Annotated in this window: 13 protein-coding genes; 3 read left to right on the top strand and 10 right to left on the bottom strand. The window is 69.9% G+C overall.

Annotated features, from left to right (window positions below; translation table 11 throughout):
• Positions 1 to 1738: 1738 nt before the first annotated feature.
• From I4J89_RS30535 to I4J89_RS30525, 3 genes are read right to left on the bottom strand one after another with little or no spacing between them, the layout of a single operon-like run.
• Positions 1739 to 2197, bottom strand: coding sequence for a hypothetical protein (locus I4J89_RS30535; RefSeq protein WP_196417565.1), 459 nt, complete (start codon positions 2195 to 2197; stop codon positions 1739 to 1741).
• A gap of 19 nt (positions 2198 to 2216) precedes the next feature.
• The gene (locus I4J89_RS30530; protein WP_196417564.1) at positions 2217 to 2696 is read right to left on the bottom strand and encodes a hypothetical protein; all 480 of its coding nucleotides are present in this window, start codon (positions 2694 to 2696) and stop codon (positions 2217 to 2219) included.
• Between the two features lie 35 nt (positions 2697 to 2731).
• Positions 2732 to 3064, bottom strand: coding sequence for a hypothetical protein (locus tag I4J89_RS30525; RefSeq protein ID WP_196417563.1), 333 nt, complete (start codon positions 3062 to 3064; stop codon positions 2732 to 2734).
• 189 nt (positions 3065 to 3253) lie between these two features.
• On the opposite strand from I4J89_RS30525, the gene I4J89_RS30520 reads away from it, so the two are divergent.
• Positions 3254 to 3442: a hypothetical protein gene (locus I4J89_RS30520; protein WP_196417562.1), complete on the top strand. Its 189-nt coding sequence runs from the start codon at positions 3254 to 3256 to the stop codon at positions 3440 to 3442.
• Positions 3443 to 3469: 27 nt separating this feature from the next.
• Here the strand turns inward: I4J89_RS30520 and I4J89_RS30515 are convergent, their stop codons facing one another.
• The 4 genes from I4J89_RS30515 to mptB are packed head-to-tail and all read right to left on the bottom strand — an operon-like array spanning position 3470 to position 8730.
• Complete coding sequence (locus tag I4J89_RS30515; protein ID WP_196417561.1) at positions 3470 to 4117, bottom strand: YdcF family protein; 648 nt, start codon at positions 4115 to 4117, stop codon at positions 3470 to 3472.
• Positions 4118 to 4142: 25 nt separating this feature from the next.
• Positions 4143 to 6248 carry an esterase-like activity of phytase family protein gene (locus I4J89_RS30510; protein WP_196417560.1) on the bottom strand — a complete coding sequence of 702 codons (2106 nt, stop codon included), beginning with the start codon at positions 6246 to 6248 and terminating at the stop codon, positions 4143 to 4145.
• Between the two features lie 9 nt (positions 6249 to 6257).
• Positions 6258 to 7373, bottom strand: a complete 1116-nt coding sequence (locus I4J89_RS30505; RefSeq protein WP_230859830.1) for a glycosyltransferase 87 family protein — start codon at positions 7371 to 7373, stop codon at positions 6258 to 6260.
• Positions 7327 to 8730 carry a polyprenol phosphomannose-dependent alpha 1,6 mannosyltransferase MptB gene (gene mptB / locus I4J89_RS30500; protein ID WP_196417558.1) on the bottom strand — a complete coding sequence of 468 codons (1404 nt, stop codon included), beginning with the start codon at positions 8728 to 8730 and terminating at the stop codon, positions 7327 to 7329. The genes I4J89_RS30505 and mptB overlap by 47 nt, the downstream gene beginning before the upstream one ends.
• Before the next feature lie 57 nt (positions 8731 to 8787).
• On the opposite strand from mptB, the gene I4J89_RS30495 reads away from it, so the two are divergent.
• Entirely contained in the window at positions 8788 to 10356 is a 1569-nt protein-coding gene (locus I4J89_RS30495; protein ID WP_196417557.1) for a hypothetical protein, read from the top strand.
• A 3-nt stretch (positions 10357 to 10359) separates the two neighbouring features.
• Here I4J89_RS30495 and I4J89_RS30490 read toward each other — a convergent pair whose 3' ends face one another.
• Entirely contained in the window at positions 10360 to 10569 is a 210-nt protein-coding gene (locus I4J89_RS30490; protein ID WP_196417556.1) for a hypothetical protein, read from the bottom strand.
• An 84-nt stretch (positions 10570 to 10653) separates the two neighbouring features.
• Here I4J89_RS30490 and I4J89_RS30485 point away from each other — a divergent pair, with 84 nt between their 5' ends.
• The gene (locus tag I4J89_RS30485; RefSeq protein ID WP_196417555.1) at positions 10654 to 11097 is read left to right on the top strand and encodes a MarR family winged helix-turn-helix transcriptional regulator; all 444 of its coding nucleotides are present in this window, start codon (positions 10654 to 10656) and stop codon (positions 11095 to 11097) included.
• Here I4J89_RS30485 and I4J89_RS30480 read toward each other — a convergent pair.
• Complete coding sequence (locus I4J89_RS30480) at positions 11094 to 11387, bottom strand: hypothetical protein (protein ID WP_196417554.1); 294 nt, start codon at positions 11385 to 11387, stop codon at positions 11094 to 11096. The two genes, I4J89_RS30485 and I4J89_RS30480, sit on opposite strands and share 4 nt — an antisense overlap.
• On the bottom strand, positions 11384 to 13108 hold the full coding sequence (locus I4J89_RS30475) for an AbeC-like domain-containing protein (RefSeq protein WP_196417553.1): 1725 nt from the start codon (positions 13106 to 13108) through the stop codon (positions 11384 to 11386). Before I4J89_RS30475 ends, I4J89_RS30480 begins: the two co-directional genes overlap by 4 nt.
• Positions 13109 to 13116: the final 8 nt, after the last annotated feature.

Below are 13116 nucleotides of genomic sequence, written 5' to 3'. Positions count from 1 at the left end.
TCGACCCGGCCCGCACGTCCAGGACTGCTTGATACCGCTGTTCGGTCACGCTGATCTCCACCAACACTCGGCGGAGTGTCACGCACGTCCTGATACCGATCTGTCACGCAGGTCCTGAGACCCGACAGTGAACAGCTGGTCGGGCGGTGAGAACTTTCTATACGTCTTCAAGGCGCGGCCCGGGCACGCCGCCTTACGCCTTCGGCGACGGCGGCGACCCGGCCGCGCAGACCGAGACCGCCGAGCCAGACACAACGAAGCCCCAGCCGCCTCCAAGCGGGAGGCGGCTGAGGCCTGCAGAACCGGCTAAATCGGAGTCACGTACCGTCGTATACGACGATCCACGCTCGAGCCGCGTCGTCCCGATCGACGCCTCCACAGTCCGCGACCGTGAGGCCAAGCGCGATTAACGCGTCGAGGAGGCTGATACCACCCGAGACCACAGCGCCAAACAACGTGTGTCCCACATGGTCAGCGACGCACTTCGTGAAGTTGTACAGGCGGTTCCAGCGCTCCTCAGGAATGTCATCGGGAGCGGCGAGTGCGAAGTAGGTGTAGAGGCGAGGGCAGTCCGGCGGCAACTCCCAGTCGTCACAGTCCCAGCCTCCGGCAACCCGGTAGAGCGTCTTCCGGTGTTCGCCGCGCGGCCGGCCACCACCTTGATACCCATCACCGACAGTTTGCCCCGGGGTTGGCGACGAGGCAGTCTGCGCAGCTGAGTTAGGCCCGTCCGGCGGCGGCGACGCCGGGGCTGGACCTACGAAGTTCAGGCTTGCAACCACGGCGCAGAGCACCAGGGTGATAGCCCGTGACCATGAACGGTTCATGAGATCCCTTCGACGACGAGTCTGTCTACCGAAGTCTTACATCCCTTTTTCTACCTTGTGACGGTTTTGCTAGCCCTGGCGGCTTTTAGGGGATGATAGCCAGTCTTCCTTCCACGACACCGCAAGACACACGGAGGCGCGAGGACTCTCGATTAGCGGGGCGTTCCGGGCGCTATCTGACTGTCGAACCCCGAGCATGAAACCGAGAGCGGACCAACTAGGACGTTCGCGCCTCCGGCGGCCCTGCCGGGGGCGGCCTGCGGCCAGCCAAGGGCAACAGCGCCTCCGGCGGGCGCTCTGGGAAGAGCCCTCCCGCCACGCGCCAGAGGCAATCAGACCGAGCCAGCGAGGGCAAGCGGTGAAGCGTGCTTGCCCTCGCCGTCCCGGCCCGACTGGGCTACGCCCGCGCGACGGGAAGCCTCCGGCCCTTCGCTGGTAAAGATCAGCTGACGCCGGTGCCAAATACGTGCCGAGAAGGACCGGAACCCCGCAGATCCACACCCTTTCAACCCAGGTCAACGGCATGATTCACCCCCGAGCTCACGTCGCCCTCCGGAGGCGATCTGCCGCCGCCAGTCTCGTCTCCCACAGGCAGAAGAACGCCTGGCTTGCGTCGCGCCCGGCCCGGTCAATCGCGAAGATCATCGGGCACAGCCACGGCACAATCGAGCCAAGAAGGCACTGTAAAACGACGATGATCAATGGCAACTTGCGGCGCAGCTCAGAGCCTCGATAGACCCTGTTTCCGCAGGTCGTCACTCCCCCATGATTGGTTCGAGATGTACTACAACGTCTAGGTTGACCAGCGGGTTCGCCCGCTGATTTGAACGGCGGTCATGCTCGGCTCCCAGCCGACGTGGCCGCCGTTTGGCGTGTGCCGTCTTGACGCTTGCCCCGGCATGGAGCGCTGCTCAGCTCCGGAAAGGCTCCAAATTGGCGGCCGGCACCGTCACGATCCAGTAGTCCTCGGTCAGGTCCGTCTGCACGGCGACCATCGGGCCCCGGCCAACGTAACGGACGACGAACTTCGTCTCACGGAGCTGTTTCTCGTCCGATCCGGCAAGGCTCTCCGGCAGCGCACCCACAAGTCGCACTTCATCGCCCGGCCGGAATGCGGCGTCTTCCGGAGCCTCGCTGGACAGGATGGCCGAGATTGCGTCAATGAGGGCCTCCAGCGGTTCGGTGCCCGCTCCGTAGTGAACAAGATGGCCCGCTTGGCCAAGGATCAGCTCAGCCTCGGCTCTGCTCAGGTCGGCGAGCGCCTCGGCTGCGTCGGCCGTGAGAATGGGATTCTTTGACAGATCCAGCTGTGACGCCAGCGCCAGGAGAAGCCGATCGATGACGAGTTCTGAGGTGTGCTCATCGGTCACCCGGCGAGAATAAGACGAACTAGCACGCCGAGCCGACGATGCGGCGGGCCTCGGCCATCACGTCTGCGTCGACGTCCTGTTCGGTCATGTCGCTGTAGTCGAGGCAGTCGTAGACGTCGTCAAGCTCGACAAGGCGCTCGACCAGGTCCAGCGTTCCGTGACCGAAGGTGCTGTGTGCCCACACGGTCAAGGCGCTTGGTTCCATGGCTCCGGTCAGAACCCGCCGAGCCAGTGTTCTCGCCGCGGCCTCCGCGCCGGCGTTACTCCGTATCGGATAGAAATCCAGGCCGACGTCGTGCAGTGCGGCTTCCAGCAGCTCAGGGACTTCCTCGTCGGCGTGCCTCGTGTGCACGCCGGCGAGCATCGCGAGGGTAGGGCCGTCGTGCCCGGCGACGAGCAGATCGCAGGCGACTTCGACAAGTTCGGCGGCGCTGACGTAACCGACGCTCCACAGAGCGGCGGCGTCTCGAGCCCGGTCTCGGGCTTCGGCGGGTTCCACGTCTTCATGGTGGACCACGTCGGCGGGCTTCTCGGTCAGAGATCGATGCGTTGTTCGACCGCCGTGGGGTCGTCCGCTTGACCGAAGCGCAGGACAGCGTGTGCTGGTCGCGCCGGGAAGGCACGTAGCTGCGGTTCCATAGCGGTGAAGAGACGGTTCGCATCGGGGCCGTACGCGTAGAGCACGACTTCACCACCGCCGAACTCGTTGCCGTCGAACTCGCCGGCGTCAGCGGCCTCGATCGCCTCTGTCAGGCGGTACTTGAGTGCGTAGATCGCTTTGCGTTCGTCCTCCTCGCCGAAGCCCTCGCCGGACAGGGCGTAGGTGACGAGAACGGCATGCTCAGGCGAAGTCACGGGATACTCCATCGTCAGTCGGTGCCGTACCTGGTCCTGCGGGGCGCCAGGCCCGAGCGACCCCCGGCCAGACCGCGTCTGCCCGGCTTCGGCCGGGCAAAGCCGCCGTTGCGCGTATTCCGCGACAGCATTGCCGCCGGTTCCCCGATGAGTATCGTCGCGCTTGGAACCGGCGCACGTCGATGAGCGTGGGAGGGAACCGTGAGCAGTCGCAAGATGACCCTGCACCCGGGCCGCCACTTCGGCTGGTGGGCCGAAGGCCGGCATGCCAGCGGCCGCCTCTTCATGAAGACCTGGTGGCCGACCGAAGGCCTGGCGCGCACGGCCGCCCGCCTGGTCGCTGGCGGCAACCCCATCCAGGTGGCGCCGCATCCGAGCAAACGCGGCTGACCGCCACCACGCAGCCGCCGAATGCCTTCAGTGGTAGGCGCGTTTGCCGAGCCGCCGGGCCGTACCCCAGAAAAGCTCGGCCCGGCGAGTAGCCGCGGCGATCGCGGCCGCCGGCTCGGCCGGCAGGTTCGCGCTGATCGACCGGCTGACCGGTAGGGCGAGCGGGTTCTCCCGGGCCTCCCCCACGGCGGGTACGACCACACCCAGAAAGGGCCGGCGCAGAGCGCGCGGGGCGACCACGGTCAGGATGCGGCGCAGATGCCCGTGCTGGGCGACGACCGCCACCGGGCGGTCGTCGCCGAAGTGACCCTCGTGCTCGGCGCGGAGCAGGTTGGTCACGGTGTCGACGGAGTGCCGTTCGACGCGGATCACGGTCTCCGGGACGCCGTCGGCCAGCAGCCAGGAGCGCATCAGGTCGGCTTCGGGCAGGCCCTGGAAGGTCTCCCCCGCCGCGGTCAGGAGCTGGCCCTTGCCGTCGATCGGCGACTTGTAACCGGAACAGACGATCACCCCGGGCAGGCCGGAGCGGTGCAGCTCAGCGGCGATCCGGCAGCGGTCTTCGCCGCCCGGGTTGAGCCCGGTGGCGTCGTCGTTGCGGCCGTGGCCCGGCACCAGGACGTGCGCGACCTCGGCGAGCGTCAGGCCGGCGGTCCCGGGCAGCACCTCGAACTCCACGGGAGACCATCCTGCCGGAAGCGGGTCAGAGCAGGCGGCCCAGGTCCAGGAAGACGGTCTCGCCGGTGGCGTCGTCGATGCCGTCGTTGTCGGTCACGGCGTAGGTGCGGCCGTTACCGGCGACCGCGAGGCCCTCGACCTTGTCCTGCACCCAGCCGCCGTCCGCCTTCAGCAGCGGCAGCAGGTCCTTGATCAGCTTCTTCTTCACCGTCGGGGTGCCGCTCCAGGTGGCCGGGACGTCGAAGGTGTAGATCTTCTTGATCGCGGCGAGGGTGCCGCGCTGGTTGTCCCGTTCGATCACGGCGAACGTGTTCGAGTCCACCGCGACCAGTTCGGACAGTCCGACCCAGCCGGTCGGGGCGGTGTCGAGCGGGTAGAGCAGCCACGACCAGGTCTTGGTGACGGTGTCGTAGCGGCCGATCCGGGCGGTGTTCGCCGGGTCGCCCTTGATGGGGCGCTGGACGGCCACCCAGACGGAGGTGCCGACCTCGGCGATGCCCTCCAGACCGTTGCTGGTGATCGCGGCCGCCACGTCGGCGGGCAGGGGGATCTCCTCCTGTACTTCGGCGCGCGCGTTCAGGCGTACCAGAAGGTTCGTGCCTTCGACAGCCAGCCAGTAGCCGCCCTGCTTGCGCACCACCAGGCCTTCCGCGTCGTAACCCACAGGCGTTCCGTCCTTGGTGACCGTGCGGGATGTGTCGATCACGCCGCTGGTCGACAGGCCGAGGATCCGGGTCGGCGTGTAGACGGCGTCGGTCACGCTCGCCAGCCGGTCGCGGCGGCCGGGCACCGCGGAGAGGGCAGAGAGCGCACCCCACGGAATCTCGTCCCGTGAAACGATCTTGGACGAAGGAGCGGAGCCGAGGCCGAAGACCTGGACCGTGCCGCGGATGCCGATCGAGGCGTCATCCTCCTCGCTGGACACCACGACGAGGCCGCGGGACGGTACGGCGACCACGCCCTCCGGCCCGTTGGTGGTCGGCAGCAGCTGCTTGAACCGGGGCGAGACCGGGTTGGACACGTCGTAGACGGCGGTGAAGTTGCCGCGCTCCGAGTTGACGAAGACGTACGGAACGCCACCGATGCGGCCGAACGCCACGTTCTCCGGCTCGATGCCCTTGGCGTCGGAGCGCTTGTCCGGGTACTGCCCGTGCGCGACGGCGATGCGCTCCAGGCTGTTCCCGGCGTCCCAGACGGCCTTGCCGGACTTGCTGAAGATCGACCAGCCGCGCGACCCGCCCTCGTAGTCACCCTCGTTGGCGGTGGCGAACAGGTCGTCGGTGATCCACGCGACGCCGTCCGGCTCACGCTTCGCGGTGATCGTGCCGTCCAGCTTGATCTGGTCGTCGTCGAGGGTGTCGACACCACCGACCGTGACCGTGCCGGCGTCGAAGCTCCGGATGATCTTGCGGGTGGCCAGCGACACCACGGCGAGGTGGTTGTTCTCCTGGAGCGAGACCACCGCCTCGTCGCGGGAGTTGATGCTGACGTACTCCGGCTCCGGGTCCGTCGGGGCAAGATCCGACAAACCGCTCAACGAAACGCGGGAGACCTTCCAGGTCGCCACGTCGATCACCGCGAGCCAACCGGCCGGTGCCTGCGGGATCACCCCGTCGTTGACGTCCTCGTCCCGCTCGTTCTCGATGGCGACCGCGATGTAACGGCCGCTCGGCGCGACCGCGACCGAGTCGGGCTGGCCGCCGAGGTCGATCTCCCGGACCACCCTGCGGGTCGCCGAGTCGATCACCACGAGCTTGCCCGATGGAGAAGTGAAGCTGGTCCGGGTGTTCACGCCGGCCAGCAGCAGCCGGCCGAGGTGCGCCACCGAGGTGGGCTCGCCGCCGACGGCGAGCGTGCCGGACGCGGACGGGCGGGCCGGGTTGGTGATGTCGACGAAGCCGAGGCGCTTGCCGGGACTGTCGGTGTAGACGACCGTGCGGCCGTCCTCGGTGACGGTGGAGATCTCGGCCGCCGCGGCGTCGTCGATCGACGAGTTCAGATAGACCGGGAACGTGGCGAGCCGGTGGAACGAGGCAGCGCGGCCGTGCGCGGCCGCGGCGGTGGGCACGCTACCCACCGCGGCGAGCGCCACGACCGAGACAACCGCCGAGGTGGTACGGCGAATGGACATGCGCACTGACTACGCGATGATCTTGTCCGTCTCATGGACGTCAGACGAACGACGGGTGCCGACCGGTGTCCAGATCAGCAGAGCCAGGCTGAACCAGACATAAATGTTGGCGCCCAGCAGCTCCAGCGGTGGCCGCGGCCGCTTCTCCCAGAGCCAGGTCAGGCGGGAGGTCATCAGGACGTAGGCGGCCACCGACAGATACCGGGGCCGGCCACCGTTCTCGAAGCACCGGACGAGCGCCGGGATCAGCCAGACGCAGTGGTGGATCCAGGTGACCGGGCTGATCAGACAGCCCAGCACCCCGGTCAGGGCGAGCCCGCCGGCCACGTCCTCCGGCGCCTTCGCGACCCGCCACGCCCAGAAGCCGAGAGTCGCCAGGACGCAGGCCAGCCAGACCTTCGATTCGACGGTTTCGATCGGCAGCCGGGCCAGGAACCCGCGTTCGGACTGGTTGGAGAGGTAGTAGAGCAGGCCGACCCGGTTGGTGTCCCAGAGCGCGGAGGTCCAGAACTCCCGGGACTGGTCCACGAAGAGCGCACCGGCCAGCAGGGTGGCGGCGGCCGCGGTGCCGATCGCCGTGGCCGCCGCCCGCCACCGCCGGGTGACCAGCAGGTACAGGATGAAGACGCCGGGGGTCAGCTTGATCGCCACGGCCAGGCCGATGCCCACCCCGGCCCACCTGCGGTTCCGAGCGACGCCGAACAGCATGTCCCCGGCGACGAGGGCCAGCAGCAGCGTGTTCACCTGGCCGAAGGTGAACGTCTCGCGTACCGGCTCGAAGCTCACCGCCAGGCAGAGCGCGACGGCGAAGGCGAACCACGGGGTCCAGCCCTTGCGCCGGATCATCGGGCCGGCCAGCCACCAGACCAGCAGCGCGGTGGAGATCACGGTGCCGAGGCAGGCGAGCACCACGACGACCGGGAACGGCAGGTACGCCATCGGCATCATGACCAGCCCGGCGAACGGCGGGTAGGTGAAGCCGTACGGGGTACCCGGGCGCATCCAGTCGTAGACCATGCCCCCGTCGCGGAACCAGTACTGGACCGCACCGAAGTAGACCTTGGAGTCGAAGAACTCGTTACGGGTCCCGGCGAGGGCCACGATCCCCGCCGTGAGCAGCGCCAAGCCGACGACTGTCGCGATTCGCTTCATGCAGCACTTTCCACGCTAGATATCCGGCGAGCACGGTCATCACGACCGCGCCCTGTGCCCTGCTCGCCAGAGCCAGGTTGTACCCGTCCGGCAGGCAGAGCGCGGCGGCCACCGCACACGGCACGACCAGCCAGAGCGTCTCCCGGCGGACCGTCGCGGCGAGCACGGCGAGCGGCCACAGGGCGTACCAGGGGTGAAAGACCGGGGCGAGCACCACGGTCGCGGCCAGGGCCAGTCCGGCGTACAGCACCGGGTCCTTGCCGTTGCCGAGCGTGAACACCCACAGCGCGATCAGCACCACGACCAGCGCGACCATGCCGACGACCCGGGTGACGCCGACCGCGCCGTCCACCCCGATCAGTTCCAGGGTCAGCCCGATCGCGGTGGGCAATGCGGTCCACTGCACCGAGACGCCACTGCCGGCCAGCCCGGTCACCCAGCCCAGTCCCAGCCCGGAGCCGAACGAGACGGCCGCGAGTGCCGCCGCCGCTCCCCCGCCGACCACCACGGCAGCCGTTTTCCGCCCGAAGATCAGCACCGCGAACGGCAGCACCACTACCGCGGTCGCCTTCACGCCGACCGCCAGACCGAGCAGCACGCCGGCGAGCAGCATCCGCCGCACCCCGGCGCCGGTCACGGCGACGGTCAGCCCGGCCAGGAGCAGGGCGATCATCACGGCCTCGTTGTGCGCGCCGGAGATCAGGTGGATCGGCACCAGCGGGCAGGCGAGGACCAGCCAGACGGCCCGCTCCGGGGGCACACCGCGGCGGCGCGCCAGCACCGGCAGGCACCAGCCGATCACCACGACGCCGAGCACGGCGATCAGCCGCAGCAGCGCGACGGTCCCGGTCAGCGAGCCGCCCAGCTTCGCGGCGGCCGCCGCGAGCACGAGGAACACCGGGCCGTAGGGCGCCGGTGCGTCGCGCCAGGTGGGCGCGACGGCGTCGGCCCAGGGACAACCCAAAAGATCAACACCGCCGGCGTACGGGTCCGAGCCGGCCGCCTGCTGCCAGCCCTGACACGCGTACGAGTAGACGTCGTAACTGCCCAGCGGCAGGAACGGGAGCAGTGGAAGCGCCCACAGCCCCGCCGTCACGTAGGCCCACCGGGTCGACGGCACCACCCGCCGCCCGGCCCACCAGGCGCCGATCAGCAGTGCCGTGCCGAATAGCCAGGCCAGCGGCAGCAGCACACCGTCCCGCCCGGCGAGAATCGTGCGCGGCGTCACCGTGGGTTCCCACGGGTTCGTCGCGCCGCCGTACCAGGCCGCCACCGCCAGCAGCAGAGTGCCTGCCAGCCCCGCATATCGGACGAGGAACGGTCGGGGCATGGCGACGACCCTACCGTGACAGGCTGCAACCACTGGTGAACCGGTACTGTCGGCGGGATGTGGGCCCGGCACCGGCTGGAGTGGATCACCGCGCTGGTGGCGGTGATCCTCGGTGTCGGTTACCTGCTGCTGCCTCCGATGGGCTCGGACCTGGCCGCCCAGGTGGCCCGGGCCGGCTTCTTCGCCGAGCACGGCACCACGCCGGTCGACCTGCGCTGGTACGCCGGAGTCGAGCAGTTCGGCTACAGCCTGGTGTCGCAGCCGGTGATGGCCCTGCTCGGGGTACGCGCCGCCGGAGTGCTCACCCTGGTCGCCGGACCGGTGCTGCTGGCGGTGCTGTTCCGGCGTACCGGCGCGGCCCGGCCGGGACTCGGCGCGGCGTTCGGGGTGGCGGCATTCGCCGGGAACCTGGTGAGCGGGCGGGTCACGTACGGCATCGGGGTTTGTCTGGGGATCGCCGCGCTGGTCCTGCTCACCGTGCCCCGGCTGCGGCGCCTCGCGGCCGTGGCCGCGTTCCTCGCCTCCGCGACCAGCCCGGTGGCCGGGCTCTTCACCGGCCTGGCCGGGGTGGCACTGCTGGCGTGCCGCCGGTTCGGTGACGGCCTGCTGCTCGCCGTCCCCGCCGCGGCGCCGCTCGCGTTGACGGCCCTGCTCTTCGGTGACGGCGGCTGGATGAACATCGGCCGCACCGACACCGTGCGCGCGGTGGTGACCGGGCTGGTGGTGGCGGTGTTCGTGCCGCTGCGCCCGGTACGGATCGGCGCGCTGCTGTCCTCGGCGGGCGTGCTGGCGGCGGCCCTGATCCACACTCCGGTCGGGTTGAACGCGACCCGGCTCGCGGTGATGTTCGGGCTGCCGGCCCTCGCCGCCTACGCGACGCTTCCGCGACTCCCCACCGGGCGGACCGCGGCCGCCGGCAACCGCCGGATGCCGCTCGTCGCGCTGGTCGCGCTGCTCGCGGTGACGTTCTGGTGGCAGCCGCCGGTCGTGCTCGACGACGTGCGGGACATCGGCAACCCGACCGCCGACCCCGCCTACTTCGCGCCGCTGCGGCAACGACTGGCGGCCGAGCGACTCACCGGGCGGGTCGAGATCCCGCCGACCCGGTCCTACTGGGAGTCCGCCCACATGGGCGAGATCCCGCTGGCCCGGGGCTGGCTACGGCAGGCCGACATCGACCGGAACCCGCTCTTCTTCACCAGGGTGCCGGGTGCCGCGGGCACCGGGGTCCAGCTCACCCCGGACGGCTATCGGGCATGGCTGGCCGAGCAGGCGGTGCAGTTCGTGGCCGTGCCGGACGCCGAACTGGCCTGGCCGGGGCGGGCGGAGGCTCGGATGGTGACGGCCGGTCTCCCGTACCTCTCGTTGGTCTGGACCGACGCGCACTGGCGCCTTTACGCGGTGGCCGATCCGCAGCCGATCGTCGCCGCCCCGGCGGCGCTGGTCGGCCAGGACGCGACCACCGTGATCTTCGACGCACCGGCGGCCGGCGAGGTCGCGGTCCGGGTCCGGTACCACCGCTGGTTCACCGTCTCCGGCGGCGCCGAGGCCGGGGCCGACGGCGACTGGACCGTCGTCCGCGTCCCGGCCGGCGGCCGCTACACGCTCACCAGCAGCCTGCTCTGAGCGTCAGGCCACCCGCCGCGAGTCACGCTCGGCCCGCTTGAGCGCGCGCTGCTCGCGGGTGTAGCGCTTGCGGTTCTCCAGGTCACGTTTCCACTGCTCGCGGGCGTACTCGTCGCAGCCCTGCACGGCACCTCCGGTCTGCGCCGGGCCGATCATCGAGCGGAAGAACCAGTCGTCGAACGTCCGGTGGAACCAGTCCGAGAACTTGGACACAGCGCTCACCTCCGAAGGTTTGCAGGCCAATAGTTGGTACCCCAACTATTGGTAGAGTAACCCTCGACCTGAGGAGATACGCAAGTGAGTGATCCGGCCGACTCCGACCCCCTGGCACTGGAGCAGCAGGTCTGCTTCGCCCTCTCGGTCGCCGCCCGCGGTGTCGTGGCGATCTACCGCCCGCTGCTCGAGCCGATGGGCCTCACCCACCCGCAGTACCTGGTGATGCTCGCCCTCTGGCAGAGCGCCCCGCTCTCCGTGCGCCGCCTCAGCGAGCTGCTCCAACTCGATCCGGGCACGCTCTCCCCGCTGCTCAAACGCCTGGAGGCGATCGGCTACCTGCGACGCGAGCGCGACCCGCGGGACGAGCGCAGCCTGGCGATCACCCTCACCGAGCGGGGCCGGGCGCTGCGGACCGAGGCGGAGAAGATCCCGCCCGCCGTGGTGGAGCGGCTGGGCATGCCGATCGAGGAGCTGCGAGTCGTGCACGAGGCGCTGACCCGGGTGATCACCGCCGCCACCAGCTAGCCTCCGAGCAGCGCCTGCACGCTCTCGGCGGCGGCCAGCACCGGCGCCACCGCGGCCACCCGCGCCATGATCCGGCGGACGGCGTCCCGCTTCTGGTTCAGGTCGGCGCGATCGAGGACGTCGAGATCCTGCTCCACCCGCTCCACCTCCGGGATCCGCTCCCGGTGCTCGGCGACAAGCGTTCGCAGCTCGTTCAGCGCCGGAGGGGGCACCCGCTGGACGGCCCGGGCGTGACTGCCCACCGCGACCGGCCCGTACACGTTCCCACCGATGTGCAGTTCGTTGCTCATACCGCTCCCTTGACTGCCGAGCCCCGCTGCGCCGCGATCCGGACGGAATTCGCCACGGCACCGTCGCCCACCGCGACCGGGCCGTGCACGTCACCGTGAATCGTGGCGCTCGTGTACTGATGGAAATTGACCTTGGCGGCGAAATCGGAGGTGTCCACCCCGCTCGCCGAAAGGAATTCATATATCGCCTCGGTGGCCCGCCGGTCGATCAGCCGCCGATATTTCTCCGCGTCCAGCCGTTGCAGGTAATTCGCGAATCCGGCTCGCGACGCCAATTCCCGGACGTCCCAGTGGGCGCCGAAATCGTGGACCGCCTCCTCGGCCGCGGCCCGGTCGCTGCGGAGAATGGCACCGCGCAGTGTCACCGTCTTCCAGATCGAGCGGACCAGCCGGGCAGGCGCCGCCCCGATCGCCGGGACCAGACGGGCCGCCGCCTCGCGCAGCGCCGCCGTCCGCCGGTCACCCCGGTCGTACGCGTCGATGTCCAGGTAGCGCTGCTGGATCGGGCCGAGGACGGTGCTGACCAGCTCCACGTAGAGCATCCCGCCCTCGACCGCCACGTGCAGGAACGTCGAGGTGACGATGCTCTGGTGCTCGGCCGGCATGATCGTGTGCCCGGCGCCGTCCACCGCGGCCTTCTCGGCCGCGCCGACCGAGGCGCGCAGGAAGTGCCGCCCCCCGGTCTGCGGCGCGCGGATGATGCCCTCGACCGCTTCCGGTGCGGCGTACGAGTACGGCAACCGGCACCCCTCGTCGATCAACGGAAACCCGCGCCACCGCGTCCCCGACGAGATCACCAGGTCACGCAGCTGCAGACCGGTGATCCGCTCGTGTTCCGGCAGGTCCCGGGACCGTAGCCCGGCGAGCCGGCGACGCAGATGGGTGACGAGCTCGACCGGATCGATCGGCACGTAGCGGACGCCGACCGGTCGGCCGTTGCCGTTGAGCAGCGGCTCGCCGTCCTCCTCCGGCCGGAGCTCGGTGGCGAGTGACCACGCGTCGACCCGCTCACCCGCACTCACGAACGGGTCGTACCCGGCGTGCAGCACGACGTTGCCGTGCTGGGCGACGTCGATCACCCGCAACCGCTGCTCCACCTCGTCGACCTGGGTGGCGGGCGGACCGGCCGGCCGGCCCCGGGCGAGGTCGTCGGCGATCGTCATGATCATCCGATACCGGGACCAGGTCAGCGTGCCGAGAACCGCACCCGCGACCAGCAGCACGCCGCCGACGAAGGCCGTCGCCCCGCCACCGGACTCCGCCTCGGCGTAGTAGGAGGAGCTGGCGTAGTACGTGGAGTAGACGAAGTAGACCACCAGGGAACCGGCCACCAGCGCCAGGCCGGCCAGGACCGCCCGGCGACGGAACGCGGCGGGCGACGAGGTGACCAGCACCCAGCACACGCCGGCGACGATCAGGCTCGCCGTGGCCGCGGTGAAGACGACCAGGCCGAGCAGCAGGATCAGGGTCACCAGGGCGTTCTGCACCAGCCAGAGCCGGCGCGCCCGCAGGCAGTGCCGGATGACCGTGGTCAGGTCGTAGCCGAGCGCAGGGGGCACCGCCCGGTGGCTGTCCGCGACGAACCGGTCCACCACCACATCGGCGTACCGCTCGTCGACGTAGGCGGCGCCGCTCAGGTACCGCGTGGTCGAGGAGATCCGGGCGGCCGGGTCGCGGACGACGCCGTCGCCATGGGCGAAGAAAACTTCCGGAAACGCCATGGAATTCC

The sequence above is a fragment of the Actinoplanes aureus genome, from assembly GCF_015704865.1.
Classification (GTDB): Bacteria; Actinomycetota; Actinomycetes; order Mycobacteriales; family Micromonosporaceae; genus Actinoplanes; species Actinoplanes aureus.
The sequence above is the reverse complement of the archived record's forward strand: the minus strand, read 5'-3'. Positions and strand labels throughout refer to the sequence as shown.